Here is a 24,831-nt window from a genome sequence, read left to right as displayed (position 1 = left end):
CTGACAGCCAAGATGCCCCCGAAACGGAGCGCGTCGAAACGGTTTGGGATCAGGACCGGGCGCTAGGGGATGAGGCGTCGGCGTCCGGGACGAGCGGTTGGCGCGGCGGGATCAGTGGCGAATGGACGATGTTCGCTGCGATCGCAGCCGTCGCGCTCGCCATCGGTGTCGTCAATGCGCTCTCGGGCGCGCAGGACGCCGCCTGGCGCGGCGACAGCTATGACATTGGCCGGCGGCTGTTCTGGGAGCTGTCGAGCATCATCGTCATCCTGCTGCTGGTGCCGATCCTGACGCTGGCCGTGCGGCGCATGCGCCAGGCACAGGGGCTGGCGATACGGATCGGAATCGCTGCGGTCGCCGTGCTCGGCTTCTCGGCCCTCCACATCACCGGCATGGTGGGCTTGCGGAAATTCCTGCTTGGGCTCGCGGGAGGCGGCTACGACTTCCACTTCTCGCTAGCGGTGGCCCTGTACGAGTTCCGCAAAGATGCCGTCACCGCTCTGCTGCTGGGGGCAACGCTCTGGCTGATCGAAAGCCGGCGTGAGCTGAGGAAGGCCGCCCACGCGGCCGCGTCCCTGCCGGCCGCTGCGCATGAGCAACCATCATCCGATCTGATCTGGCTCCGGGATGGCACCAACCGCGTCCGCGTCGCGCCGCGTGACATCCTCTGGGTCGCCTCCGCCGGCAACTACATCGAATACATCCTCGCCAACGGCACCCAGCACCTGATCCGCGGCACGTTGGCCGCAACCGAAAGCGAGCTCGCCCGCTTCGCCATCGTGCGCGTGCACCGGACCAGGCTCGCCAATCTCGACCGCGTGAGCGGCGTCGACTTCAAGCCCTCAGGGGACTTCGAGCTCACGTTCGACAACGGGCAGACGCTCGGGGGCAGCCGCCGCTACCGGCCCGCGGTCGCCTCGCTTGGAGGGCGTACCGCACCTGTGTGAATCGCCACCGTCGGTCGCCCGACGGTCGATAAACGATCGTGATTCCAATCAGTTGCCGCCACAGATGCGAACCGGGCCATGACCCCGCTCCACCCCGGCTGCCATTGGCATGACACCGCGATGATGAGCCTAAGTTCTTGAGCACATTGGCAGATGTCGAAGATGCTTGCTTTTAGCCCCGCAGCCTATGTTAGAACGCGGCCGTCAAGTCACCGCGCGCCATTTGCGCATCACCGCGAGGCGCACGCCTTCTCGTCCTTCCATTCGCGCTCTCGCCGGCGTCGCTGCCGATGAGGCCACAATCGGTTGATTGCGGAGAACCGCCTCTCCAGGACATCAATCAAGAGATCACCCATGCCTGAAGTTATTTTCACTGGCCCCGCCGGCCGCCTCGAAGGCCGCTATCACCCGGCCAAGCAGAAGAACGCGCCGATTGCGATGGTCCTGCATCCGCATCCGCAGTTTCACGGCACGATGAATCATCAGATCATCTACCAGTGCTACTACGCCTTCGCGCATCGCGGCTTCTCGGTGCTGCGCTTCAATTTCCGCGGCGTCGGCCGCAGCCAGGGCTCGTTCGACCACGGCACCGGCGAATTGTCGGATGCCGCAGCAGCCCTCGACTGGGCGCAGACGATCAATCCCGAGGCGCGCGCCTGCTGGGTCGCCGGATTCTCGTTCGGCGCCTGGATCGGCATGCAGCTTTTGATGCGCCGTCCCGAGGTCGAAGGCTTCATCTCCATCGCGCCGCCGGCCAACCTCTACGACTTCTCGTTCCTCGCGCCCTGCCCGTCGTCGGGCCTGATCGTGCACGGCGAGAAGGATGCGGTGGTGCCGCCGAAGGACGTCAACACGCTGGTCGAGAAGCTGAAGACCCAGAAGGGCATCGTGATCGACCAGCAGGTCATCCCCGGCGCCAACCACTTCTTCGACGCCAAGCTCGAGCCGCTGATGGAAACCATCACGGCGTATCTGGATATGCGCCTCGCCAACGTGCGCTGAGGCTTTCCGTGGGCGCGTTCGTGGCATTGCTGCGCGCGGTCAATGTCGGAGGTACCGGCAAGCTGCCGATGACCGAACTCAAGACGATGTGCGAAGAGCTCGGTTTCGGTGCCGTGCGCACCTACATCGCCAGCGGCAATGTGGTCTTTACCAGCCGCAAATCGGAATCCGCGATCAAAGCCGCGCTGGAAAAGCGTTTGCACACCTACGCCGGCGTGCCGCTCGGTGTGCTCGTGCGCAGCGATAGCGAGATGGCAAAGGTTTTGGCCGACAATCCGTTTGCCAAAATGGCGCCCAACCGCACGGTCGCGATCTTCCTCGACAAGGCGCCGCCCGCGGACACGCTCGCCGAAATTCGCGGTCAGAAGGGCGAAGAGGTCAAGCTCGGCCGCCGCGAGATCTACGTGCATTACCGCGACGGCATGGGGACTTCAAAACTCGTGATCCCCGCCGCCAAGACCGGCACCGCGCGCAACATGAACACCATCGCGACCCTAGCGAAGATGGCCCTGGAGCTCTAGCTAGCTGACCGAGGATGACATCGCCCGGTTCGGGAGAGAAACATTGAAGGCGTATCTGGTGCTCGACCTGTCGGTGAACGACGTCGCCGGCTTCAAGACATATATCGCTGAAATTCCCGCCTTGATCGCCAAGCACTCCGGGCGCTACATCGTCCGCGGCGTGGAGCCGACCACGATCGAGGGTGATTGGGCGCCCGAGCGCCTCGTCATCATTGAATTTCCGGAGCGCAAGAAGGCGCAAGCTTTCCTGGACGATCCCGACATCCAGGACCTCTTCAAGCTGCGCCACGCCACGACGACGAGCAAGCTGCTGCTTGCCGACGGCTGCACCTGATCGCTGTGGCGCCGCCTAGGCCAGCTTCAGCGCGACGATCCCCATCAGCACCAGCGCGATGCCCGCAAGCTTCATCGCGCTCAAGGCCTCGCCGAACAGCACGACGCCCATGGCGAAGGTTCCGGCGGCGCCTATTCCGGTCCATACCGAATAGGCGACGCCGACCTCGAGCACCTTCAACGCACGCCCGAGCAGGAAGACAAAGGCGGCGAGCAGCACCAGCGAAACGATGCTCCAACCGATGCGCGTGTAGCCTTCGGCATATTTCATCGAGATTGCCCAGCCGACATCGAGTGCGCCGGCGATCACCAGCATCAGCCAGGCCAGAGACTGCGACATAGCTCAGGCCGCAAGCTTCAAGAGATGCGCGTCGTGGCGCACCAGGAAGGCGCGCAGCAATTGCGGATAGTCGGCGTCGACCGTAGTGCGCACGCTCGGACGTTTTGCGAGCTCGCTCCGCCACGCGCGCACCTTGGGGACATCGCTGAAGATGCCATGCTCGGTCAGTTCATCGAACAGGTCGAAATAGCGGAAGACCGGCGCGAACACCGCATCGACCATGCTGAACGCTTCGCCGGCGAAGAACGGGCCTGCGCCCAGCGCCGTCTCAACGCGCGCGAACTTCGTCACCAGCGCCTGACGCTTGCTTTCGAACGTCGCCGGATCGGTCGTGGTCTCCAGGCCCCAGAGATCGCCGAGGATCGCCGAGCCGAACTCCATCCAGGCGCGGTGCTCGGCACGCTTGAGGGCATCGGCCGGATGCAGCTTTGCGCCGGCTTGCGTCTCCTCGATGTACTCGCAGATCACGTTGCTCTCGAACAGCGCGACCTCGCCCTTGTCGGTCGTCACCACCAGCACCGGCACCTTGCCGAGCGGCGACAATTTCAGAAACCAGTCAGGCTTGTTGGCGAGATCGATATCGATCCGCTCGAACGGAACGCCCTTCTCCTTCAGCGCGATCACGGCGCGTTGAACGTAAGGGCAAAGCTTGTGGCTGATCAGTTTGAGCGAAGCGGTCATGACTAATCCCGACAGTTGGATGCAGTTGCATCAATATAGATGCATCTGCATTCATCCGTCAAGGTCGACCACCTCACTCAGGGCCGCGCGATCACCCCGCCCGTCATCGGCATCGGCACGCCTGTCGTGCTCGGATAGGACAGAGGCAGGCCCTTCAGGCCGCGCGCTGCGAGGAAGCCGAAGGCCTGCGCCTCGATCGCGTCGGAGGCCCAGCCGAGCGTCTCAGCTGCCTCGACGGTCGCCGTGCCGACCCGCTCCCGCAGCCTGCGCAGCATGGTCAGATTACGTGCGCCGCCACCGCAGACGATCCAGCTTCGCGGCCGCCGCGGCAGCAACGGAATGACGCGCGCGATCGCAGCCGCAGTGAAAGCGGTGAGCGTCGCGGCGCCATCGGCCGGCTGGACATCGCCGAGCTTCAGCGCGGCGAAGTCGTTGCGGTCGAGCGATTTCGGCGGCGGGCTTGCGAAGAACGGCAATTCCAGCGCGCGGGCGATCCAGGCCTCGTCGGCCTTGCCGAGCGCCGCAAACTTTCCTTCCGTATCGAACGCCTGGTTCATGGTGCGGTACATGAAATCGTCGAGCAGCGCGTTGCCGGGCCCGGTGTCGCAGGCGATCAGCGTGTCGTTGCCATCGATATAGGTGATGTTGGAGACGCCGCCGATATTGACCACGACGATCGGCCCTTCGCGCGCCAACGAATTGGCAAGCGCCCGGTGGTAAACTGGCACGAACGGCGCCCCCTGCCCGCCAGCCTCGACGTCGGCGGCGCGGAAGTCGTGCATCACGGGGATATGGATGGCTTTGGCCAGCGCCAGCGCATCGCCGATCTGCACCGTCAGCCGCCGCTCGGGCCGGTGCAGCACGGTCTGGCCGTGGAAGCCGACGATGTCGATGTCTTCGGGCTTCATCCGGTTCTGGGCGACAAAGGCGGCCACCGCCTCGGCATGCGCCAGCGTCACCGCGCGCTCGGCCTCGGCCAGGATTCCCGGCCGGGCATCGCGTTGCAGCAGGTGCACAGCTTCTGAGAGGGCCTGGCGCAGCAGGTTGCGCTCGGCTGGGCTATAAGGCCGGTAGCCGGACGGCCCGAACGCTTTCACCTGCTTTCCATCGGTTTCGATCAGCGCGATGTCCACCCCGTCCAGCGAGGTGCCGCTCATCAAACCGAGTGCCGTCAACATCATGGGATCAGCGTCCTCAAAACACCCCTCCGGCATGCCGATCTTGTGCCAGAGGGACACATCTTATAATGCCACAGCGCCAAGTGGCGGGCAGCAATCCAGTTCCAGCGGAAGTCTCCTAAATTGCTCCCAAAACAGTAAACCAAGAATTGTCAGGCATGCCGACAGATGACTGCATTTAAATCGGATTTCCTCAACACCCTGCAGGAACGTGGTTTCATCCACCAGTGCTCCGATTTCGAGGGGCTGGACGCGCTCGCCGCCAAGGGCGAGGCGATCGCCTATGTCGGCTACGATTGCACCGCTCCTTCGCTGCACATCGGCAACTACCTGACCATGATGCTGCTGCACTGGTTTCAGCAGTCCGGCAACAAGCCGATCACGCTGATGGGCGGCGGCACCACCATGGTCGGCGACCCCTCCGGAAAGGACGAGACGCGCGCGATCCGCACCGTCGCCGAGATCGAGGCCAACAAGGCTTCGATCCGGGGCGTGTTCGCAAAAGTGCTGCGCTACGGCGACGGCAAGAGCGACGCCATCATGCTCGACAATGCCGAGTGGCTGACCAAGCTCAACTACATCGACATGCTGCGCGACGTCGGCCGGCATTTCTCGGTCAACCGCATGCTGACGATGGATTCGGTCCGCCTGCGCCTCGAGCGCGAGCAGGAGATGAGCTTCATCGAGTTCAACTACATGATCTGCCAGGCCTACGACTTCGTCGAACTGGCCAAGCGGACCGGCTGCCATTTGCAGATGGGCGGCTCCGACCAATGGGGCAACATCATTATGGGCGTCGATCTCGGCCGCCGCATGGGTACACATCAGCTGTACGCGCTGACCACGCCGCTGCTGACGACCGCATCGGGCGCCAAGATGGGCAAGACCGCGCAAGGCGCGGTGTGGCTCAACGCCGACCAGTTTTCGCCGTATGATTTCTGGCAGTACTGGCGCAACACCGAGGACGCCGACGTCGCCAAGTTCCTGAAGCTGTTCACGACGCTGCCGATGAGCGAGATCAAGAAGCTCGAAGCGCTCGGCGGCTCGGAGATCAACGAGGCCAAGAAGGTGCTCGCCACGGAAGCGACCGCGCTGCTGCATGGCCGCGACGCAGCGAACGAAGCGGCCGAGACCGCACGCCGCACCTTTGAGGAAGGCGCACTCGCCGAGAGCCTGCCGACGGTGGAAATTCCGCGCGGCGAGCTGGAGGCCGGACTCGGCGTGCTCAACGCCTTCGTCAAGGCGGGCCTCGTCGCCTCCAATGGCGAGGCACGGCGCCAGATCAAAGGCGGCGGCCTGCGCGTCAACGACGGCCCCGTCACCGACGAGAAGATGGCGCTGTCGGCTGCCAATCTGACGCCGGAAGGCGTGATCAAGTTGTCCTTCGGCAAGAAGAAGCACATCCTGCTCAAGCCTGCATAGGCGTATGAGCTTTTGATGCTTGTCAGGGCGCGTCGATGCGCGCTCCCTGACGGCAATGGATCAGAACACGCCCCGGGAAACGTCGACGGAACAAGGAAGCACGCAGCAGGACGCGGTGCGCACCGCGCTTGTCGTGCTCGCGCTGTGCTTCACGCTGGCCGTGCTCGGGCGGGGCTTAAGCGAAAGCTTCACCGTCTTCCTCAAGCCGATCTCCGAAAATTTCGGCTGGGATCGCGCGCAGGTGGTTTCGATCTACTCGCTGACCTGGCTCATCAGCGGACTGACTGCGCCGCTGGTTGGCCGCCTGTTCGATCATTCCGGACCGCGCATCGTCTACGCGCTCGGCCTGCTGCTGCTCGGCTCGGCCTTCCTGATCGCAGGCCATGCGCAGGCGCTCTGGCAATTTCAGCTCTCGATCGGATTGTGCGTCGGCATTGGCGTCGCCTTTATCGGCAACGTGCCGAACTCGATCCTGCTCGGCCGCTGGTTCGGGCCAAAGCTGCCGACCGCGATGGCGGTGGTGTACTCGGCGATGGGCGGCGGCGTGCTGGCGCTGCTGCCGGCCTCGCAGCTGCTGATCGATCATCTCGGTTGGCGCGAGACCTATCAGGTCTACGGCTTCGCCGCGCTTGGTCTGCTGGTGCCGCTCATGCTGCTGCCGTGGCGCCTGTTCGCGTCGGGCTCGCCTCATGTCGTCAAGAAGACCGATCCGGATTTCATCGACAACGGCTGGACGCTTCTGAGCGCGATGCGCCACCATGCCTTCTGGGCGCTGTTCTCGACCTTCTTCTTCACCGCCGTCGGCATGTATGCGATCGCGGCCCAGATCGTGGCCTATCTGATCGATGCGGGCTTTCCCCCGCTCCAGGCCGCAACCGCCTGGGGTTTTTCCGGCGTGGTGCTGGTGTTCGGCATGATCGGGGTGTCCGCGCTCGACGGGCTGATCGGGCGCCGGCCGTCCGTGCTGCTGAGCTACGCGATCTCGATCCTCGGCATCGCCCTGCTCTGGCTGTTGCAATATTTGCCGAACCTCATCCTGCTGACCGGCTTCGTCGTCTGCTTCGGCAGCATGATGGGCTCGCGCGGACCGCTGATCACCGCAACTGCGATGAAGATTTTTCGGGGCAAGCGGGTCGGCACCATCTACGGCACGATCTCGATCGGCAGCGGTTCGGGCTCGGCCTTCGGCTCCTGGAGCGGCGGCCTGATCCATGACGCCACCCACGGCTATAACGCGCTGCTCGTGTTCGCACTTGCGAGCGTGGTGCTCGGAATGATCCCATTCCTGATCGTGCCCGCCTTGCGGCGCTAGGTTTCCCGGAGGTAACCTGAACTCATTCGTGTCACCGGGGAACTACGGGCGGGCACGACGCGTAGATGCTCAGAAAATGCGGATGGCGCGCGGCTAAAATCACAGCCTGCGGTGTTTTGACCGATATGACAAAAATGTCAGCGCAAATTGACCTGGCGCAGCTTGCAGGGCGGAACCGAATGCGGTCCTAGTCGCAGCATTGGATGGAGGGCACAAACCAATGAACTTTCCTTATCTCACTCGCTTTCAGCCGGTTCTCTTGAGCCTGTTTCGCTTCATCACGGGACTGCTGCTGTTCCAGTACGGTGTCGCCAAGCTGTTCAAGTTTCCTGCGCTGCCCTACTTCGCCGACATCCCGCCGCTGATCTACGCGGCCGGCACGCTCGAGCTGGTGCTCGGTGCGGCCCTGATGCTAGGCCTGTTCACCCGGCTATCAGCTTTCATCCTGTCGGGCGAAATGGCGTTCGCTTACTTCATGGGCCACATGCTCAAGACAGGCACGCCGGTGCTCCTGCCGCTGCTCAACGGCGGCACCGCCGCGATCCTGTTCTGCTTCGCCTGCCTCTACGTCTCGGCAGCGGGCGGTGGTCCGGTCAGCGTCGATGCGCTGATCGGCAAGGAGAGTGACGCACCGGGCGGCGCCTTCGCGCGGCGCTGAGGCGCGCGCAACCGATCCGCAGACCCGGCACTGGCATTTCACCGGTGCCGGTTCAGCGCGAGCCCAGCACGTTCCAGATGAGAACGAGGGCCGCCACAAGAAGCACGGACATGACGATGCGGTGAACGAATCGGTTCATTGCCCGTCCAGCCAGGCTCGATCACAACCAAAGTCTGAAATCTTTCTGTTCCCGCAAAAATACCGGCGCACGGCATCGCGTCGCGATTTGCCTGCACGATTGCGCATAGGGCTGCGAAGGATCACCCGCGCGGCGGCCGCGCGCACGCCTGTCTTCATGATTGGTAAGAACTTCATGTTAGCCATGAGAGCAATAACAAACATGTCGTAGGGGCTGTGATGAAGCTGCTGAGCCATTTGAAGATCCGCACCAAGCTTGCCAGCATGGTGTGCCTCGCAGCCCTCACAGTCACGGCCATCATCGCGGGATCGACCGTGCTCAGCAAGAGCCGCATGATGGACGACCGGGTCCAGCAGATGAAGGCCGCGGTCGACCTGCTCCACGGCCTCGCGCAGACTTTCCAGGATGACGCCGCCGCCGGCAAGATGACGGCGGACGAGGCCAAGCTGCAGTTTCGCCAGCGTGCCCGCAACATGAAGTTCGGCGGCGGCCAGGGCTATCCTGTCGTCTACAATCCCGACACGTCGATCCTGGTCAATGGCGCCAATCCGCAGCTCGAAGGCAAGATCACAGGCGCCAAGGATTCCAATGGCGTCCTGATTGCCGATGCTCAGCTCAACGCCGCCAGGCAGGCGCCGCAGGGCGGCGTCACATCCTATCTCTACCCGCGCCCCGGCCAGACCGAGCCCGTCCGCAAGACCGTGTTCGTCCGCCAGTTCACGCCCTGGAACGCCACGATCAGTTACGGCCTCTATGTCGACGATATCGATGCTGACGTGCGCGCGCTCACGCTCGAGCTCGCCGCGATCGGCGGCGGCTTGATGCTGCTGATGGCAGCGCTGTCCTGGCTGATCGCCCGCGACGTGCTCAGCGCACTCGACCGCCAGAAGACCCGCATGCAGGACATCGCCGACGGCGCCATCGACAAGCCGGTCGAGGAGACCGATCGCGGCGACGAGATCGGCCGCATGGCCGAGACGCTCGAAGTGCTCAGGCAGACCGCCTTGACGGCGCGCACGCTGGAAGCCGAACAGGTCGCGGCCAAGGCCCGCGGCGAGCAGGAAAAGCGCGACGCTTTGATTTCCCTCGCCGACCGCTTCGATGCGTCGGTCGGTCAGCTCGTCGGCCTGATGGCCTCGGGCTCCGGCGAGCTGGAGACCACGGCCAAGTCGATGTCGTCGACCGCCGAGGGCACCAACCGCCGCGCCGCCGTGGTCGGCTCGGCCGCGACCGAAGCCAGCCAGCGCGTCCAGACGGTGGCGGCCGCCGCCGAAGAGCTCTCCTCCTCCATCACTGAAATCAGCCGTCAGGTCGCGCAATCGGCCGAAGTCACCGGCCGCGCGGTCGAGAGCGCACGCCACACCGACACCATCGTGCGCGCGCTGTCCGACGGCGCCCAACAGATCGAGCACGTCGCCGAGCTGATCTCTAGCATCGCCGCGCAGACCAATCTGCTCGCGCTCAATGCCACCATCGAGGCCGCGCGCGCCGGTGAGGCCGGCCGCGGCTTCGCCGTCGTCGCCTCCGAAGTGAAATCGCTGGCGAGCCAGACCGCGGAAGCCACCCGCGAGATCGGCGACAAGATCGCCCAGATCCAGGGAGCGACCAAGGAGGCCGTGGACGCCATCGGCGGCATCACCGCGACCATCGAGGAGGTCAGCCGCATCGCCACCTCGATCGGCGCCGCGATCGAGGAGCAAGGCGCGGCCACCGCCGAGATCGCCCGCAGCGTCTCGCAAACGGCCGAAGCCACCAGGGAAGTCACCACGAATATCGGTGGCGTCAGCACGGCAGCCAACGAGACGGGCAATGCCGCGGGCATGGTCCTCACTGCCGCGTCAAACCTCTCCAAGCAGGCCGAGCAGCTCTCGGGCGAAGTTGGCACGTTCCTGGCGGGCGTGCGCGCGGCGTAGGACGAGCGAAACGCTCCCAGGAGATCGGCTCAGGCGCTCGCCCTAACGCCGCGCCAGGCTGCAACCGCTCGACAGCGGCCTTGCCGTTGCCGCCGGGCTGTCGCCGGACTGCGCCGACGGCAGTTCGTCGATCGGCGTGCTCTGTTTGCCGGTGTTGAACTCGAAGATCTTGCGGAACACGCCGGGCACCATCGCGGAGATCGGATTGACGCGCATCACGGGAGCCGCAGGCGTGCCGACGACCTCGTAGGTGACGCCGATCAGCCCCTCCTTGTCGCCGCCGCCGAGGAAGAGGCCAAATAACGGGATCTGGCCGAAGATGTTGTTCACGCCATACATCGGCACGAAGGTGCCGCTCATGCACACCTGGTTGCCGGGATAATCGATCGACCCCTCGATGGTGGCGCCGATCATCGGCCCCTTGACCAGGCCATCGCGGACCGTGAGCGCGCCGTTCTGCCGGGTGAACTCGGCACGCAAGGCGCTGAAGGAAACGCCGCTGCCCCCCGGAGTGCCGTTCGGCGCGCCCGCGGCGACGCGCTCCAGCTGCGCCTCGCCCTTCACCGTGAAGTCGCGCACGTTGATGAGACCTTCGCGCGCCGTGGTCGGCTCGGATGTCGGCGGCTCCATCGCCACCACCATCTGGCCGCCGATCGCCTTGGTATAGGTGTCGGTGAACTTCAGCAGCGATCCGGCATCATTGGTCTGGAGATAGATTACCTCGCGGCTGCCCTGCGCACGCCCGCCGCGCAAGTCCGCCGCTACCGGCGTGTTCTGGCCGATCCGGCCGCTCAGCGAGAACGCCTTGATCGCCCCGCTGCGTTTCGACACCTTGGCATCGACGCTGCGCATCGCCTCGCCGTTGAAGCCCGCGACCGTACCGAGTTTCACGTCGATGTCGAAATCGACGTTCTTCAGCTTGCTCTTGCCGTCGTCCTTGGAATTGCCTGAGATCGCCGACTTCAGGAAGCCGCGGCCGTCGAAGACGTCGCCGCGCATCGTGCCACGGACCACGCCGTCCTGACCGCGCTCCACCTTCAGCGACGTCTTGTCGCCATCGGACGGCGCGTAGATCGGGAAGTTCGCATTCACGAGGTCGCCGTTCGGGTCGACTTCCAGCGAGCCCTTGATCGAGGCGCCGCCGCCTTCGATGACGATGTCATCGAGCCGGGTCGACTGTGCTGTCGGCACCACCTTGAACGTCGCCTTGCTCGACTTGCCCGGCAACTTGACCCAGCCGGGCAGGATGTTGTCGAGCTTGACCGAGGTGAGGTCAGCCTCGATGCCGAGCTTCGTGGTCTGGTCAGGGCCACCGGCAATCCTGCCCGACACCTTGACCGGCACCGACCCGCTGACGGCAGGACTGAGGTCGAAGCCAAGGCGCGCACGGCCGGCGTCGTCCAGCGTCGTCTGCAGCTTGACGTCCGCATCGCCATCGGTCGCCTTGCGGTAGTCGAGCGAGGCCGCCTGCCCGTTGATCTTGACGTCGCCCTTGACCTGGTAGCCCTGGTTGTTGGCGACGATCTTGAGATTGTTGGCCTCGAGCTTCTGGTTCATCACCAGCTTGTCGGCAGCAAAGCCGTTGAGATCGGCAGTGACGGCGTAGACGGTGTCCGCCCTGGTCAGCTCGCCCTTGACCGGCAGGCCGAGCTGGATATTGGCCGTGAAGGTGCCCTTGGCCGTGTTGGGATCGACGACGGTCGACGACAGATCGCTCAGGCGATCGTTGGACAACATTTCGGCCGCCGCCGGCACTGGACCATCGACACGGAATCGGGTCCGCGACGGCGAGGGTTTCGGCGCCATGTCCGGCACCTCGAAGGTGAAGTCGGAGATGGTGATCTTGCGGCCCGCGGGCGTGTCGGCAATGCCCTGAGCGATATTCACGGTGGCGGTGCGTCCGGTCACGTGGGCCTTCAGATCGGCGTCGTGCACAATCGGCATGCCGTCAACGGGACGAACCGCGACGCCGCTTGCCACGATGTTGACCGACAGGCCGTCATCGGGAATGGGCGGTCCCTTGCGCGGAAGGTTCCGCGTCGGCGAGTTGATGCCGACCTCGATGCGTTGAAGCGTGCCGCGCTCGATCCGCTCGATCACCCATTGGCGCAACTCGGGCACCACCAGTGTCGGCCACATCCGCTTCAGCGCGGAGGCCGACATCGGCGTTCCCGCAAAGCCGAGCGTCAGGCGCGGCTCGCCGGAATAATCGATCGCACCGGTGCCGGCGACGCCGATCTCGCCGTTGGAGATGTCAGCCTGCGTCAGCAGCATGCGCTTGTGATCGGTGTCGAAGCGGAAGCCGATCGCGATACGGTTGAAGACGAGCGGCGGCTCGTTGTCGATGCCACCGAGCAGGATCGAACCGCCGCTGAAGCCGAGCTGCCAGTCGTTGGTGGTGCCGTTGGGCGGCTCGAGGTGGGCGAGCAGAGTCAGGCGATTGGCGCCGGAGATGATCTTGAACGGTGCGACCAGCACCCGCCGTCCCGCATCCCACTCGACGTTGATCTCGGCCGAGTCGATCGCCATCGGATAATCGGGCGTGTCGGTGTCGATGATATTGCCCGCGCCGATCGTGACCTTGCCGCGGAAGAACGTCGGCACGCCGTCGCGGCCGAGCTCACCCTTGAGCTCGCCGGTCAGAGGCAGGTCGGCCGTATAGGTGAGGTCCTTGACGCGCAGCGCGAGCAGGATGTTGGCGGTCGAGACCTTGTCGGCGCGGATATCGATCGAGCGTACGCCATTCTCGCTCGGTCCGATCGTGGCGCGCAATGACCACGGGCGCGCGCCCTCTTCGCCGAAGCTGAGCGCGACGCCGCCATGGGTCGGCCGGCGCAGGCTGAGCGTGATGTTCTCGAACGTCCATTTGCTGCCGCGCTGCTGATCGTCGACAATCAGATTGCCGTTCTTGAGACCGATCTCGTTGAGGTTCTGGCCGTCGAGGCCGGTCAAGCTCAGGCTGTCGAGCCAGTCGAGGCCCTGAAGGATTCCACTCTGCGCGACCGGCTGAGGTGCGGCCAGGGACGCGTCGGGGGTCGCAGGCGCCATCCCGAACGGCGGCGGCGGAACGCCATTGCGCGGGAATGTCGGCGGCAGGCCCGCTTCCTTCTTGGACGCGACGCCGGTTGCGAGCGGCTTCGCCGTGTCGCCGGCTGACACCGTGACGGTCCCGTCAGGTGCGATCCGGATCGCAAGCTCGGCATCGACGAGGTTGAGGCTTTCGGCGCGCAGATGCCCGGTGAGAAGTGCTGCCCCCGACAGCCGCACCTCGGCCTTCGGTGCGCTGGCGACGATGGCATGGTCGTGATCGCGGACGATGATGTCGCGGATACGCACGGCAATTCGGACCCGCCCGGCGCGCTCGATCTGGGTGCCGCCGACCTCCACGGTGTTACCGTGGCCGATATTGTCCTCGATGGCAGCGGCGAGCCAGGGCGTCGCCAGGTCGAGATTGATCGGACCGGCACCAAGGCGCCACCACAGCGCTCCAAAGCAGCCGACGAAGATGACGATCAGGGCGCCGAGGACGAGAGCCATCCAGCGCAGCCAGCGTCCGCTCGGCAGCACCCGCCGAAACGCTGAGAAACCGTCACCGACGGGGATGCGCGAACTGGAACGCGACAACAGGCGGCGTGCGCGATGACCCGCCTCCTCTTCCTGGTCTTGATCCCAGTCGGCCTCGTCCCATTCCGGCAGCGTGAGATGACCGCCGCGCCGATCGACGTCCCGATTGTGATCCTGGGGCGACGTATTCCTAGCCATTGCCTCTCGATACAGGCGCCCGTCATAGGATCGAGCGCCGCCGGGACCGCAGCCGTCGACGGGAATCGACGCTTCCCGCCCCGGCATTGGCGCCATACCTCGAATGTTCCTGCTGTTCGTCATTTCGCCCCGGGAGCGCGTTCAACGAGCAGTGGGGTGGTGCGTGGAATTCCTTGTAACCATACTCCGTCGCCGCCAAAATTGCCCAGCCGAGGGCGCGAATCCGGCATACCGGACGAGAGCTGCAATACCGCTTTGGTTGACCCGCCGAAAGCGACGAAAGGAAGGCGTATGTCCAAGAAATCCCGAAAGAAATCGTCCAAAACGCCCTCCGGCAGTCCGACCGCTAAAAAGAAGCCCCAGAAAACACGGGCGTCGACGCAAACACGTGGCGCGAAAACACAGCCGGCATCGGCAAGCAAATCAAGCAAAGCAGGCGACAAGGCAGCATCGCATAAGGCCGCATCGAAACGGTTAAAATCTTCTGAAAAGACCTCTAAGCCCGCCGCGTCGGCGTCGGCCGTTTCAGCAACGTCGTTGCCAGCAAGGTCCCTGTCAGCAAAGTCCCTGTCAGCAAAGTCCTTGGCCGAGGGCCAGAAGGCGCCGGCCTTCCGCCTGCCCCGCGATGGCGGCAACGTCGTCACCCTGTCGGACTATGCCGGCCAGAAGCTCGTCCTGTTCTTCTACCCTCGCGCCGACACACCGGGCTGCACCCGCGAGGCGATCGACTTCACCCGGCTCAAGGACGCCTTTACCGCTGCCGGCACCGCCGTTCTCGGCATTTCGGCCGATCCGTTAAAGGCCCAGGAGAAGTTCCGCGACAAGCACAGCCTCGGCATCCCCCTGATCTCGGACGAGCAGCATGAGATGCTGGAGGCGTATGGCGCGTGGGGCGAAAAATCCATGTACGGCAAGAGCTTCCTCGGGATCCTTCGCACCACGTTGCTGATCGGATCCGACGGCAAGGTGGCCAGGATCTGGCGCAATGTCCGGGTCGACGGCCATGCGGACGAGGTGCTGCTAGCTGCAAGAAGTCTTTAACCAGCCCGTTAAAATCGAGCGTTCCCGTTTCCGAAAAATTAACCATGACTGGCCCAGATTGCTGCGGCAATTGAGCCGCAAGGAACCGTTCCTATCGGCGCGGGAGTGCCGATGTCGAAAAGTTCTGCCCAATATTCGCAGTACCCTCATCATCACCCCCACGACCACGGACGCGCCTTCCATCGCCGTGCTGCCCCGGCGGCCGCTGCGATTCCCCTGCCCGATGCCGACGACGCCTACACGATCCTGCATCACGGCAAGCAGGTTCGCCTCGGACCTGTCGTGTTCTGGATCGTGGTCGGCACCGTCGTGCTGCTGGGGCTGTGGTCAGCGGCGACCGCCACCTATTTCGCCTTCCGCGACGACGTCCTGACCCGGCTGATCGCCCGTCAGGCCGAGATGCAATACGCCTATGAGGACCGCATCGCCGAGCTGCGCGCCAAGGTCGACCGTACCACCAGTCGGCAATTGCTCGACCAGGAGCAGTTCGACCAGAAGCTCGACCAGATCATGAAGCGCCAGACGGCGCTGGAGTCCAGGGCCACGGCGCTGGGCGCCATGCCTGATGTCACCGGGTCAATCCCGCGCGCGGCGTCGCAGCGTGGCGACGCGAACCAGACGACGACGCAAGGCACACCCAAACCGTCGCCAATCAGCGACACCGTGATCTTCGTGGCGCCGCCTGACCGCGAAGCCCGGCTCGAATCGCGTGCGCCGGCCGTGATCGCCCCGCCGATCAATCAATTCGCCAAGAATCAGGGCTTCGACAATGTCCTGGTCCGGCTGACGAACTCGCTCGATCAGGTCGAGCGCCGCCAGGTTGCGGCGCTCAGCGCCGTCGAGGAAGGCATGGATTCGCGGATGCGGCGGATGCGCGGCGTGGTCAGCGACCTCGGCCTGAACCTCGCCAATCTCGAGGCCGCCGTGCCGCGCGCCGCGATGGGCGGTCCGTTCGTGCCGGTGAAGCTCACCGCGAACGCAGGTCCCTTCGAGAAGCAGCTCTATCGCATCAACGTCACCCGCGCCGACATGGACCGGCTCAATCGCACCCTGGCGCAGGTGCCCTATCGCAAGCCGGTCGTCGGCGAGGTCGAATTCACCTCCGGCTTCGGCGTGCGCAGCGATCCCTTCCTCGGCCGGCCCGCAATGCATACCGGCCTCGATTTCCGTGCCGCGACCGGCGATCCGGCGCGCGTCACGGCCAACGGCAAGGTGGTCTCGGCCGGCTGGTCCGGCGGTTATGGCCGCATGGTCGAGGTCGATCACGGCAACGGGCTGTCGACCCGCTACGGCCATCTCTCCGAGATCAACGTCAAGGTCGGTGAGATCGTGAAGATCGGCCAGGTCATCGGCCTCGTCGGCTCGACGGGACGTTCCACCGGCCCGCATCTACACTACGAAACCCGCATCGATGGCGAAGCTGTCGATCCGCAGAAGTTTTTGCGCGCCGGCGTGCGTCTCAGCGCGGGCTAGGCCCCTCGGACACGCCGCGCCGACAAGCCTCGAAGCGAGAAGTCGCAGCATTCACGCGCAATCCGCGCGATCTGCCCGGCCAGCGGATCGACGGCGTCCGCACGCGTCACGGCAAAATATCTGATCTGCGGGATGGCCGGCGATGTCCTGATCGTGCGCAAGAGACCGATCTCGATCTCATGCCGGAAATACTGCTCGGTGAGAAAGGTGATGCCGAGCCCCGCCACGGCAAGCGCCGAGAGGACACTCAGGCTGTTGCACTTGACGACGCGATTGAGCTTGATGCCGCTCACGCCCAGCCAATCCAGAACGAGCTTCTGCAAGCCTGATCCTTCCCCCTGGGTGAGGATCGGGTAGCGGGCGATCTCCTCCAGCGCCGCCTCATCGGCCTTGGGGCCGACGCCGGGCGCCGACATCCATTGCAGCGTAACGCTGTCGAGCGGCAGTGCGTTGAAGTCGGCACTGGCCGGCGGATCAAGACCAATCACGAGATCCAGGCGACGATCGGCGAGCTTGTCGAGCAGCACAACGCTGGACTCCACTTCGGGCTCTGGAATGACCGCCGGATAGGCTTCCTTCATGGCCACAATCAGCTTGGGGAGCCAGGTCAGCGCCACGAGTTCGGTGACGCCGAATCGGAAAGCACCACTGAAAGCCAGCGGGCCTGCCGCGACCTGGCGCATTCGCGCCTCGAGCTCCAACAGCTCGGCGGCGAGCTCGATCAGATTTTCGCCGCTGCGCGTCAGGCTGATCTTTCGACTGTTGCGATCGAACAGCGCGCTCCCGACCGTTGCTTCCAATTCGGCGATGCGCTTGGAGATAGTCGATTGCGCCAGGTTCAGCCGCTCCGCGGCGCCAACCACCCCGCCCAATTCGGCGATCCAGTAAAACGCTTCGACCTGCTTCAGTGTCAGACTCACCATGGCATCAATGCCCATCAATCGAAAAAAGCGATCTCAGACGTAGAAAAATATTCACTTTTCTTCAAGCCCACCACAGGGCAGGCTTCAAGCGAAATCTGCGCTCCAGCGCACAGCCCATCGGTTTTGCCCATATGCTCCTGCCCGGTCATCGACAGCTTCCCTCACCGCCCTCGGTCCCGCCTGCAATCATCGCCGACTTTGCGGCGGCGCAGGTCGCGATCGTATCTGACAACATGAACCGGCTGCACGGCACCCGAACGCTCCGCCCGTTCCATGGCAACGGGCACCTGATCGGCACCGCGATCACCGTCAAGACTCGTGCCGGCGACAATTTCATGCTGCACAAGGCTTATGAGCTGCTCCGGCCAGGCGACGTGCTCGTGGTCGATGGCGGCGGCGATCTCAACCAGGCCCTGGTCGGTGAGATCATGATGACACGCGCGAAGGCGATGGGAGTCGCCGGCTTCGTCATCGACGGCGCCGTTCGCGATGTCGCCGCGTTCGCCGAAGCTGGCTTTCCCTGCTTCGCGCGCGGTGTCACACATCGCGGTCCCTACAAATCAGGCCCCGGAGAGATCAACGTGCCGGTCTCGATCGACGGCATGGTGGTGATGCCGGGCGATGTCATTCTCGGCGACGAGGATGGTGTCGTGGCCTTCGACCGATCCGTTGCCCCGGAGCTGCTCGACCGAGTCAGACAGCAGGAAGTGCGCGAGGCCGGCGCACTGGCGGCCATCAGAGAAGGCCGCGTCGACAATTCCTATATCGGCACCGGCAACGCTCCTGCCCAAGGCGCAACGTCATGAGCCGCGCTGGTGCCATCGCCCTCGCCCCGAGGGTTCAACGGATCAAACCATCGCCAAGCATGGTCGCGCGGGATCGGGTCCGCCAGCTCCAGGCCGAGGGACGCGACGTCATCGATCTCACGGCCGGCGAGCCTGATCTCGATACGCCGAAGCATATCCGCGAAGCGGCTGCGGCCGCGCTCGAAGCGGGAGAGACGCGCTACACGCCAGTCAACGGAACGCCGACACTGCGCAAGGCGATCATCGAAAAGCTCGCCCGCGAGAACGGCGTTCGCTATGCCATGAACGAGATCTCCGTCGGCGGCGGCGCCAAGCAAGTCATCTACAACGCACTCGCCGCCACCCTCGGAGCTGGAGATGAGGTGATCATCCCCGCACCCTATTGGGTCTCGTACCCCGACATGGTCGAGGCCTGCGACGGCACGCCGGTGACCGTGAGCTGCGGCGAGAACGCGGGCTTCAAGCTGTCGGCCGAGGCTCTGGAAACAGCGATCACGCCCAAAACGCGCTGGCTCATTCTGAACTCTCCGTGCAATCCCACGGGCGCGTTCTATTCCGCCGCCGAGATCGGCGCGCTCGCCGATGTGCTGCTGCGGCATCCCCATGTCGCGGTCATGACCGACGACATTTACGAGCACATCCGCTTCGACGGCGGGGCAACTCCATGCATCGTTGCCGCCGAGCCTCGGCTGAGGGTACGGACTCTGCTGGTCAACGGCGTCTCCAAGACCTATGCCATGACTGGCTTCCGGCTTGGCTACGGCGCGGGGCCCGCAGAGCTCATCGCCGCCATGAACACGATCCAGTCGCAGTCGACGTCCTGCACGTCCGCGATCAGCCAGGCGGCGGCGACCGCAGCGCTCGAAGGCGATCAGGGTTTTGTCACTGAGGCCCGCGAGATGTATCGCCTTCGCCGCGATCGTGCGGTCGCCTTGCTGAACGGCATTCCCGGCCTTTCTTGCCTTCCGCCCGACGGCGCCTTTTATGTGTTTCCGTCTTGCGCCGGCCTGATCGGGAAGACCACGTCCGAAGGCAAGACCCTGAAGACCGATCTGGACGTCGTCATGCACTTCCTCGATGCCGCCGGCGTCGCAGTGATCGATGGCACGGCCTATGGCATGTCATCCTATCTGCGCATGTCCATCGCAACCTCATTGCCGAAGATCGAGGAAGCCTGCACACGGCTGGCGCGAATCTGTGCGGCCTTGCGCTAGTTGCAGAAGGATGAAGGAAACAGCCATGAGATTGTTCCAGATCGCCACCGCCGGACTCCTGTTGATCACCGGGGTCGTCGGCGCCGCAAAGGCCGACGAGCTTGCCGATGTGAAGGCCCGCAGCAAGCTGGTCTGTGGAACGCTCGGCACGGCCGAGCCGTTCAGCTTCCAGGATCCGAAGACGCGTGAAATCGTCGGTTACGACATCGACATCTGCCGCAAGGTCGCGGAGTCGCTCGGTGTCGCGCTCGAGATCAAGCCGATGGCCGTTGAGGCACGTATCCCCGAGCTGATACAGGGCCGGGTCGACATCCTCGCGGCCAATCTCGGCTGGTCGAAGGAACGCGCGCAACAGATCGACTACAGCTATTCGTACTTTGTCAGCGAGCAGAAGGTGCTGGTGTCTGCCGATTCCGGCATCGCGACGCTCGATCAGCTCTCCGGCAAGCGGGTTAGCGCCCTCAAGGGATCGTCCTCGGAACAGGGCGTCAGGCGTGTCATACCAACGGCGGAAACTGTGACTTTTCAGGATTCATCCTCGGCCTTTCTTGCGGTCGTTCAGGGAAAGGTCGATGGCTTTTGCGCCTCGGAGCTGATCCTGGTGAAGCTCCGCAAACAGGCGCAGGCGTCCTCGCCGATGTCGATCGTCGAGAAATCGGTCTTCCTCGAACCTTGGGGGCTCGGCGTCCGCAAGGGCGAAGCGGCTTTCAAGGATCAGGTCAACAAGGTGCTGGCCGATCTGGATGCATCGGGAGAAGCCGGCAAGATTTTTGCTAAGTGGTTCGGGCCGGGAACCGTCTATGACATGAAGCGGGATTTCAAAATCGAGGAGATCAAGGGCTGATCCCCTCACATCGAGCGCGAAACTGAACATCCGGAGTGCATGATCTTACGATGGGCTATGTCTTCGACCCGGCCGCAGTCCTGACCGGCCAATATCTGGACTGGTTCATCTGGGGACTGGCGACGACGATCGCGCTGACCGTGGCGGCCTGGCTGCTCGGAATGACGATCGGGATCATCCTGACGCTGGTCCGCATGCTTCCGTTCAGGCCGCTCGAATGGCTGGTCGCGGGTTACGTCGAATATCATCGCAACGTTCCGCTGCTGGTTCAGATCCTGGTCTGGTATTTCGGCGTCCCTCAACTGTTGCCTCGCGCCATCCGCATGTGGGTCAACAGCCACCACAGCGAGTTTCTTCTCGCGATGGTGGCGCTGGGCCTCGCCAGCGCGGCCTATATCACCGAGGATTTGCGCAGTGGAATTCGCTCGATCCCGAAGACGCAATACGAGGCCGCGCGCTCGATCGGGTTCAACTACCTCCAGGCGATGAGCTACGTGATCCTGCCGCAGGCGCTGCGCATCGTGATCCCGCCGCTGATCAACCAGACCCTGCTTCTGTTCAAGAACACCAGCCTCGCCATGGCGATCGGCGTCGGCGAGCTGACCTATCGCACGCGTGAGGTCGACAGCTACACGTTCAAGACGTTCGAGGCGTTTGCTGTCGCAACCATCCTTTATCTAGCGATCTCCTTCGCGATCATGGCGCTCGGCAGCTTCGCTGATCGGCGGCTGAAACTCGAGATCCGCTGATGCTGGAGATCCTCGAGGACAACTGGCTTCTGTTTCTGATCGGGCAATATCCGCACGGCCCCGTCGGTGGCCTCGCCATGACGCTGCTCCTCGCCGCGGCTGGTTTATCTCTCAGCTTTCCCGTCGCGATTGCGCTCGCGCTGGCGCGTCTCAGTGCGCGTCGCTGGCTTCGCGGACCGGCCACCGCCGTGGTTTACATCGTGCGCGGCCTGCCGCTGATCATGTTCATCTTCTGGACCTATTTCGCGCTGCCGCTGTTGATTGGACACACGGTCGGAGGCGTCGAGACGCTGCTCTTCGCACTTATCGTCTACGAGGCGAGCTATCTGTCGGAAATTATCCGGGCCGGGATCGAAGGCCTGCCGAAAGGCCAGGTTGAGGCGGCAAAGGCCCTGGGCCTCGGCTACTTTCCGACCACCTTCAAGATCATCCTGCCGCAAGTCCTGCACAACATGATGCCAAGCCTGGTCAGCCAGTTCGTCTCCACGATCAAGGAGACCTCGCTCGGCTACGTCATCAGCGCCAACGAGGTGACCTTTGCGGCAAGCCAGGTCAACAACCAGCTCATGACGCAACCGTTCGAGGTGTATGGCTTGCTTGCGCTGACCTATTTCACGCTTTGCTTCACCCTGACATCGGCGGCCCGCTGGCTGGAACGGCGGCTGACCGCCGAACGCGGTGGGCTCGGCGCCCAGCCGGCATGAGGGCAGCCATGATCCGCTTCGAGTCCGTCGAAAAATGGTTTGGCCAGCACCAGGTCCTGGCCGGCGTGACGGGCGAGGTGAAACGCGGCGAGGTCGTCACACTGCTCGGTTCATCGGGCTCCGGCAAATCGACGCTCATTCGTGCGGTGACGCGCCTGGAAGCCATTCAAGGCGGACAAGTGCTGTTCGAGGGAGCGGACGTCGCCGGGCGTGGTGTCGATATCAACCGTTTGCGTCAGCGCGTCGGCTTCGTATTCCAGGCGTTCAACCTGTTTCCGCATCTCACTGTCCTCGGCAACATCACGCTGGGGCTGGAACGTCTCCGAAAGATGGGCAAGGCTGCGGCCAGAGACCGCGCCATGAGCGAGCTCGACCGCGTCGGCCTGGCAGACAAGGCCGACGCCTTGCCGTCGCGCCTGTCCGGCGGACAGCGGCAACGCGTCGCGATCGCGCGCGCGCTCGCGATGGATCCGGACGTCATGCTTTTCGACGAGCCGACCAGCGCGCTCGACCCGGAAATGGTCAACGAGGTGCTGCGGGTGATGAGGACGCTGGCGCAGGATGGCATGACGATGGTTGTCGTCACGCACGAGATCGGTTTTGCGCGCGAAGTCGCGGACACAGTCTGGTTTCTGGACAAGGGCCGGATCGTCGAAAGCGGTGCACCGGCCGAGGTCCTTGATGATCCGCGTCACGACCGTCTGCGCTCCTTTCTCTCGAGGGCGCGTTAGGGCCCTCCTATTTTCATCCCTAGCGCCGGCCGCCGCCCATCCCACCGCCGGGACCGCCTAAGCCGCCACCACCCATTCCGCCACCGGGGCCCATCGACCCACCGGGCGAGCCCATACCGCCGGGGCCTGACGGGCCGCTCGGTCCTGTTGGCGCGGGGCCTGGGTTTGCACCAGGATTAGATCCGGGCGCAGCTGGTCCGCCCGGCCGGCTGTTACCCGGGTTCGGCGTGCCGCGGTCCGGATGCATGATCGAGCCGCCGGGTGACCGGCCGGGACTGCCGCCGCCTGGCTGAGGCGTACCCGGTCCCGGGCCGATCGCTTGCGTCGATTCGACCTGCAAGCCGCGCGAGCGATCGAACACTCCATTGACGACCATGCGCGCTTCACCGGCGGCCGGCCCGAAGCGTGAGCTGTCGCGGGCCACCAAGCCGGAGCCGAGCTGCAGGCTGGAGCCCGAACGCTGCACATAGGCCTCGATCGAGAGCCGGCTTGCGCCGACGAGATCCGAGAAATCGTCGATGCGCATGCGCGCAGCCTGCATCGCGCCCTGGCTCGCGCTGCCCTCGATCTGGACGCGCTGGCCGACCAGCAAGGGATCGACGCCGCTCAGCTTCAACCCGCCAATTTGCAGCCCGTCGGGCCCGCGCTCGACCAGGCCCGTGACGCGTTCGGCTGCGTCCTTCCGAGGCTCGACCAGGCTTGCAACGATCACGCCGTCGGTCCGGCGCAGGCCGTAGACGGCGACCTGCGTGCCGGCGCGGAGCTTGCTCTCCTTGCTGCCCGCGACGACCTTCTGGCCCAACACCGTCAGCTCATTGCCCTTGACCTGCTCGATCGGCCCGGAGACCTCGCTTGCGATCGCGATGTTGCGCGTGACGAGGGTGCCGTCGGCCTGCCGCGTCGCCACCACGCGGGCGAGCTGGCCGATGCGCAGCGCCTTCGGGCTCGCCGCCTCGCCGTCGATGCGCACCGGCACGTCGCTCGCATAGGTGACCCGCTCGCCATTGACGTAGATGCTGCCGAAACGCTGGATCACGCCGACGATGCCGGTGCCGCCGATGCCATGATCGTCACCGCGCGTGATTCCGGTGCCGCCGATGCCTTGATCGGTGCCGCGCTTGACCTGCGCACGCGCGATCGCCGTTCCGGCGAGCCAGAATCCGGTCAGCAGCAATCGGCGCGAGATCAGCGGCGGCCGGCTCATCAGGAGCTGCCCTCTTTGCCATTATCCTTGCCGTTTTCCTTGCTGACGTCCTTGGCCTCGCCATCCTCGTCGGCGTCTTCGCTGTAGATGTAGATGCCGAAATTCCAGCGCGCGTCGCCGCCCTTGTCCTTGGCGAGCGCACGATTGGCCTCGCGGTTGGCGGTCTTGAGCGCATCCATCGCGAGCTCGCGCGAGCGTGCCTCGAGGCGCTTCGCAAGCTTCGGCGAGATGTTGTTGTAATGCACCGCGCGCTCGAGGAAGCGCGGCGCCGGCCCCGACACGTTCTCGGCGGCGGCCGCAATATGGTCGTGCAGATTGCGGCCGAGATAGTGCCATTTGCTGTCGTCCGCGCCACTCGGGACGAAAGCCGCCTCCACCAGCTCGATCTCGTCGGCCGCATTGATGGTGACGAGCTGGCGGTCGACCCATTCGTCGAGCACTGCGCGCGGGCGCACGTCCTTGGTGACGGAGGCGACGAGCTGCTCGAATGACGGCGCATCGCCCTCGGCCGTGCGCGGCAATGCCAGCGGCTCGCCTTTCGCATCGGTGAACTCAGGCGCGGCGAGCCAGCGCGCGATCACCGCGCTCGTCAGCGACAGCGCCGCCGGCGTCTCATGCACCGGCGCGCCGGCGCCGCGCAGCCGCGCCACCTCCTTGCGGTGGATGCCGGTGAGCAGGCTGACGCGGCTGTCGGTCTGCTCCTTGCCCTCGAGCGCGAAATCATGCTCGGCGACGTTGACGAAGAGCTCGCGGAGCAGCTGCGCCAGTGCCGGAAAGGTCATGCCAGTGCGGATACAGAGCCGCACGAGCGGGCGCAGCAGCCGCGCCAGCGGCGCGTGCAGCTTTGCTGCGGCATTCGGCTCTGGAGCCGCCGCTTTGGGCCCGGACCTGGCATTCATGTCTGAATTGTACCCGCGCCATACGTGGGACACAA

The 24,831-nt window shown here is 64.5% G+C and carries 25 protein-coding genes; 16 read left to right on the top strand and 9 right to left on the bottom strand.

Annotated elements, in window-relative coordinates; translation table 11 throughout:
- Nucleotides 1-128: 128 nt before the first annotated feature.
- The 4 genes from ABIC09_RS10190 to ABIC09_RS10175 all read left to right on the top strand — a co-directional run bounded on the left by ABIC09_RS10190 (nucleotide 129) and on the right by ABIC09_RS10175 (nucleotide 2,804).
- On the top strand, nucleotides 129-947 hold the full coding sequence (locus ABIC09_RS10190; protein WP_354109180.1) for a LytTR family DNA-binding domain-containing protein: 819 nt from the start codon (nucleotides 129-131) through the stop codon (nucleotides 945-947).
- A 354-nt stretch (nucleotides 948-1,301) separates the two neighbouring features.
- Entirely contained in the window at nucleotides 1,302-1,949 is a 648-nt protein-coding gene (locus ABIC09_RS10185) for an alpha/beta hydrolase (RefSeq protein ID WP_007591562.1), read from the top strand.
- Nucleotides 1,950-1,957: 8 nt separating this feature from the next.
- Nucleotides 1,958-2,470 (top strand): DUF1697 domain-containing protein, encoded by a 513-nt coding sequence (locus ABIC09_RS10180; protein WP_354109179.1) that lies wholly within the window; start codon nucleotides 1,958-1,960, stop codon nucleotides 2,468-2,470.
- A 43-nt stretch (nucleotides 2,471-2,513) separates the two neighbouring features.
- Entirely contained in the window at nucleotides 2,514-2,804 is a 291-nt protein-coding gene (locus ABIC09_RS10175) for a DUF1330 domain-containing protein (protein WP_148748798.1), read from the top strand.
- 15 nt (nucleotides 2,805-2,819) lie between these two features.
- Here the strand turns inward: ABIC09_RS10175 and ABIC09_RS10170 are convergent, their stop codons facing one another.
- The 3 genes from ABIC09_RS10170 to ABIC09_RS10160 all read right to left on the bottom strand — a co-directional run bounded on the left by ABIC09_RS10170 (nucleotide 2,820) and on the right by ABIC09_RS10160 (nucleotide 5,005).
- Nucleotides 2,820-3,143, bottom strand: coding sequence for a DMT family transporter (locus ABIC09_RS10170; RefSeq protein WP_148748797.1), 324 nt, complete (start codon nucleotides 3,141-3,143; stop codon nucleotides 2,820-2,822).
- A 3-nt stretch (nucleotides 3,144-3,146) separates the two neighbouring features.
- Nucleotides 3,147-3,824, bottom strand: a complete 678-nt coding sequence (locus ABIC09_RS10165; protein ID WP_354109178.1) for a glutathione S-transferase family protein — start codon at nucleotides 3,822-3,824, stop codon at nucleotides 3,147-3,149.
- A 77-nt stretch (nucleotides 3,825-3,901) separates the two neighbouring features.
- Entirely contained in the window at nucleotides 3,902-5,005 is a 1,104-nt protein-coding gene (locus ABIC09_RS10160) for an anhydro-N-acetylmuramic acid kinase (RefSeq protein WP_354109177.1), read from the bottom strand.
- Nucleotides 5,006-5,170: 165 nt separating this feature from the next.
- Here ABIC09_RS10160 and tyrS point away from each other — a divergent pair, with 165 nt between their 5' ends.
- The 3 genes from tyrS (at nucleotide 5,171) to ABIC09_RS10145 (ending at nucleotide 8,394) form a co-directional block, all read left to right on the top strand.
- Nucleotides 5,171-6,424 carry a tyrosine--tRNA ligase gene (gene tyrS, locus ABIC09_RS10155; RefSeq protein ID WP_148748794.1) on the top strand — a complete coding sequence of 418 codons (1,254 nt, stop codon included), beginning with the start codon at nucleotides 5,171-5,173 and terminating at the stop codon, nucleotides 6,422-6,424.
- Nucleotides 6,425-6,479: 55 nt separating this feature from the next.
- Complete coding sequence (locus ABIC09_RS10150; RefSeq protein WP_354109176.1) at nucleotides 6,480-7,736, top strand: MFS transporter; 1,257 nt, start codon at nucleotides 6,480-6,482, stop codon at nucleotides 7,734-7,736.
- Between the two features lie 220 nt (nucleotides 7,737-7,956).
- Nucleotides 7,957-8,394, top strand: coding sequence for a DoxX family protein (locus ABIC09_RS10145; protein ID WP_148748792.1), 438 nt, complete (start codon nucleotides 7,957-7,959; stop codon nucleotides 8,392-8,394).
- Between the two features lie 135 nt (nucleotides 8,395-8,529).
- Here ABIC09_RS10145 and ABIC09_RS10140 read toward each other — a convergent pair whose 3' ends face one another.
- Complete coding sequence (locus tag ABIC09_RS10140; RefSeq protein WP_354109175.1) at nucleotides 8,530-8,769, bottom strand: hypothetical protein; 240 nt, start codon at nucleotides 8,767-8,769, stop codon at nucleotides 8,530-8,532.
- On the opposite strand from ABIC09_RS10140, the gene ABIC09_RS10135 reads away from it, so the two are divergent.
- Entirely contained in the window at nucleotides 8,752-10,446 is a 1,695-nt protein-coding gene (locus tag ABIC09_RS10135; protein WP_354109174.1) for a methyl-accepting chemotaxis protein, read from the top strand. The two genes, ABIC09_RS10140 and ABIC09_RS10135, sit on opposite strands and share 18 nt — an antisense overlap.
- A 42-nt stretch (nucleotides 10,447-10,488) precedes the next feature.
- Here ABIC09_RS10135 and ABIC09_RS10130 read toward each other — a convergent pair whose 3' ends face one another.
- Nucleotides 10,489-14,295, bottom strand: coding sequence for a YhdP family protein (locus ABIC09_RS10130; protein WP_354109317.1), 3,807 nt, complete (start codon nucleotides 14,293-14,295; stop codon nucleotides 10,489-10,491).
- A 204-nt stretch (nucleotides 14,296-14,499) separates the two neighbouring features.
- Here ABIC09_RS10130 and ABIC09_RS10125 point away from each other — a divergent pair, with 204 nt between their 5' ends.
- A complete protein-coding gene (locus ABIC09_RS10125; RefSeq protein ID WP_354109173.1) occupies nucleotides 14,500-15,249 on the top strand; it encodes a peroxiredoxin in 750 nt (249 codons plus the stop codon).
- A gap of 111 nt (nucleotides 15,250-15,360) precedes the next feature.
- Nucleotides 15,361-16,722, top strand: a complete 1,362-nt coding sequence (locus ABIC09_RS10120) for a M23 family metallopeptidase (protein ID WP_187434579.1) — start codon at nucleotides 15,361-15,363, stop codon at nucleotides 16,720-16,722.
- Here the strand turns inward: ABIC09_RS10120 and ABIC09_RS10115 are convergent.
- Together ABIC09_RS10115 and ABIC09_RS10110 are read right to left on the bottom strand one after the other, a co-directional pair.
- Nucleotides 16,719-17,645, bottom strand: coding sequence for a LysR family transcriptional regulator (locus tag ABIC09_RS10115; protein WP_187434578.1), 927 nt, complete (start codon nucleotides 17,643-17,645; stop codon nucleotides 16,719-16,721). The two genes, ABIC09_RS10120 and ABIC09_RS10115, sit on opposite strands and share 4 nt — an antisense overlap.
- A gap of 14 nt (nucleotides 17,646-17,659) precedes the next feature.
- Nucleotides 17,660-17,794 carry a hypothetical protein gene (locus tag ABIC09_RS10110; protein WP_283812696.1) on the bottom strand — a complete coding sequence of 45 codons (135 nt, stop codon included), beginning with the start codon at nucleotides 17,792-17,794 and terminating at the stop codon, nucleotides 17,660-17,662.
- Here ABIC09_RS10110 and ABIC09_RS10105 point away from each other — a divergent pair.
- Genes ABIC09_RS10105 through ABIC09_RS10080 form a run of 6 tightly spaced genes read left to right on the top strand, consistent with a single transcriptional unit; the run spans nucleotide 17,777 to nucleotide 22,693 of the window.
- On the top strand, nucleotides 17,777-18,451 hold the full coding sequence (locus tag ABIC09_RS10105; RefSeq protein WP_148748785.1) for an RraA family protein: 675 nt from the start codon (nucleotides 17,777-17,779) through the stop codon (nucleotides 18,449-18,451). The two genes, ABIC09_RS10110 and ABIC09_RS10105, sit on opposite strands and share 18 nt — an antisense overlap.
- Nucleotides 18,448-19,665 (top strand): aspartate transaminase, encoded by a 1,218-nt coding sequence (locus tag ABIC09_RS10100; RefSeq protein WP_148748784.1) that lies wholly within the window; start codon nucleotides 18,448-18,450, stop codon nucleotides 19,663-19,665. The genes ABIC09_RS10105 and ABIC09_RS10100 overlap by 4 nt, the downstream gene beginning before the upstream one ends.
- A gap of 25 nt (nucleotides 19,666-19,690) precedes the next feature.
- Nucleotides 19,691-20,509, top strand: a complete 819-nt coding sequence (locus ABIC09_RS10095) for an ABC transporter substrate-binding protein (protein ID WP_148748783.1) — start codon at nucleotides 19,691-19,693, stop codon at nucleotides 20,507-20,509.
- A gap of 35 nt (nucleotides 20,510-20,544) precedes the next feature.
- On the top strand, nucleotides 20,545-21,258 hold the full coding sequence (locus ABIC09_RS10090; RefSeq protein ID WP_246229562.1) for an amino acid ABC transporter permease: 714 nt from the start codon (nucleotides 20,545-20,547) through the stop codon (nucleotides 21,256-21,258).
- Nucleotides 21,258-21,962: an amino acid ABC transporter permease gene (locus tag ABIC09_RS10085; protein ID WP_354082727.1), complete on the top strand. Its 705-nt coding sequence runs from the start codon at nucleotides 21,258-21,260 to the stop codon at nucleotides 21,960-21,962. Before ABIC09_RS10090 ends, ABIC09_RS10085 begins: the two co-directional genes overlap by 1 nt.
- Nucleotides 21,963-21,970: 8 nt before the next feature.
- Nucleotides 21,971-22,693 carry an amino acid ABC transporter ATP-binding protein gene (locus tag ABIC09_RS10080; RefSeq protein WP_354033484.1) on the top strand — a complete coding sequence of 241 codons (723 nt, stop codon included), beginning with the start codon at nucleotides 21,971-21,973 and terminating at the stop codon, nucleotides 22,691-22,693.
- 19 nt (nucleotides 22,694-22,712) lie between these two features.
- On the opposite strand, the gene ABIC09_RS10075 is transcribed toward ABIC09_RS10080, so the two are convergent.
- Together ABIC09_RS10075 and ABIC09_RS10070 are read right to left on the bottom strand one after the other, a co-directional pair.
- Nucleotides 22,713-23,897, bottom strand: a complete 1,185-nt coding sequence (locus ABIC09_RS10075) for a DUF5666 domain-containing protein (RefSeq protein WP_354109172.1) — start codon at nucleotides 23,895-23,897, stop codon at nucleotides 22,713-22,715.
- Complete coding sequence (locus ABIC09_RS10070) at nucleotides 23,897-24,796, bottom strand: DUF6502 family protein (RefSeq protein WP_354109171.1); 900 nt, start codon at nucleotides 24,794-24,796, stop codon at nucleotides 23,897-23,899. Before ABIC09_RS10070 ends, ABIC09_RS10075 begins: the two co-directional genes overlap by 1 nt.
- Nucleotides 24,797-24,831 lie beyond the last annotated feature (35 nt).

Source organism: Bradyrhizobium sp. S3.12.5, from assembly GCF_040548225.1.
GTDB lineage: Bacteria > Pseudomonadota > Alphaproteobacteria > Rhizobiales > Xanthobacteraceae > Bradyrhizobium > Bradyrhizobium cytisi.
Note: the sequence above shows the minus strand (reverse complement) of the source record. Positions and strands in the feature narration are given on the sequence as shown.

Bases quoted from the DNA above. Each gene is read 5' to 3' on its own strand.
- ABIC09_RS10190 (WP_354109180.1), top strand. From the start codon at position 129: ATGTTCGCTGCGATCGCAGCCGTCGCGCTCGCCATCGGTGTCGTCAAT.
- ABIC09_RS10160 (WP_354109177.1), bottom strand. From the start codon at position 5,005: ATGATGTTGACGGCACTCGGTTTGATGAGCGGCACCTCGCTGGACGGG.
- ABIC09_RS10150 (WP_354109176.1), top strand. From the start codon at position 6,480: ATGGATCAGAACACGCCCCGGGAAACGTCGACGGAACAAGGAAGCACG.
- ABIC09_RS10125 (WP_354109173.1), top strand. From the start codon at position 14,500: ATGTCCAAGAAATCCCGAAAGAAATCGTCCAAAACGCCCTCCGGCAGT.
- ABIC09_RS10070 (WP_354109171.1), bottom strand. From the start codon at position 24,796: ATGAATGCCAGGTCCGGGCCCAAAGCGGCGGCTCCAGAGCCGAATGCC.
- ABIC09_RS10170 (WP_148748797.1), bottom strand. From the start codon at position 3,143: ATGTCGCAGTCTCTGGCCTGGCTGATGCTGGTGATCGCCGGCGCACTC.
- ABIC09_RS10135 (WP_354109174.1), top strand. From the start codon at position 8,752: ATGAAGCTGCTGAGCCATTTGAAGATCCGCACCAAGCTTGCCAGCATG.
- ABIC09_RS10110 (WP_283812696.1), bottom strand. From the start codon at position 17,794: ATGACCGGGCAGGAGCATATGGGCAAAACCGATGGGCTGTGCGCTGGA.
- ABIC09_RS10080 (WP_354033484.1), top strand. From the start codon at position 21,971: ATGATCCGCTTCGAGTCCGTCGAAAAATGGTTTGGCCAGCACCAGGTC.
- ABIC09_RS10095 (WP_148748783.1), top strand. From the start codon at position 19,691: ATGAGATTGTTCCAGATCGCCACCGCCGGACTCCTGTTGATCACCGGG.
- ABIC09_RS10140 (WP_354109175.1), bottom strand. From the start codon at position 8,769: ATGGCTCAGCAGCTTCATCACAGCCCCTACGACATGTTTGTTATTGCT.
- ABIC09_RS10185 (WP_007591562.1), top strand. From the start codon at position 1,302: ATGCCTGAAGTTATTTTCACTGGCCCCGCCGGCCGCCTCGAAGGCCGC.
- ABIC09_RS10165 (WP_354109178.1), bottom strand. From the start codon at position 3,824: ATGACCGCTTCGCTCAAACTGATCAGCCACAAGCTTTGCCCTTACGTT.
- ABIC09_RS10085 (WP_354082727.1), top strand. From the start codon at position 21,258: ATGCTGGAGATCCTCGAGGACAACTGGCTTCTGTTTCTGATCGGGCAA.
- ABIC09_RS10100 (WP_148748784.1), top strand. From the start codon at position 18,448: ATGAGCCGCGCTGGTGCCATCGCCCTCGCCCCGAGGGTTCAACGGATC.
- ABIC09_RS10115 (WP_187434578.1), bottom strand. From the start codon at position 17,645: ATGGTGAGTCTGACACTGAAGCAGGTCGAAGCGTTTTACTGGATCGCC.
- tyrS (WP_148748794.1), top strand. From the start codon at position 5,171: ATGACTGCATTTAAATCGGATTTCCTCAACACCCTGCAGGAACGTGGT.
- ABIC09_RS10105 (WP_148748785.1), top strand. From the start codon at position 17,777: ATGCTCCTGCCCGGTCATCGACAGCTTCCCTCACCGCCCTCGGTCCCG.
- ABIC09_RS10145 (WP_148748792.1), top strand. From the start codon at position 7,957: ATGAACTTTCCTTATCTCACTCGCTTTCAGCCGGTTCTCTTGAGCCTG.
- ABIC09_RS10075 (WP_354109172.1), bottom strand. From the start codon at position 23,897: ATGAGCCGGCCGCCGCTGATCTCGCGCCGATTGCTGCTGACCGGATTC.
- ABIC09_RS10130 (WP_354109317.1), bottom strand. From the start codon at position 14,295: ATGCCGGGGCGGGAAGCGTCGATTCCCGTCGACGGCTGCGGTCCCGGC.
- ABIC09_RS10120 (WP_187434579.1), top strand. From the start codon at position 15,361: ATGTCGAAAAGTTCTGCCCAATATTCGCAGTACCCTCATCATCACCCC.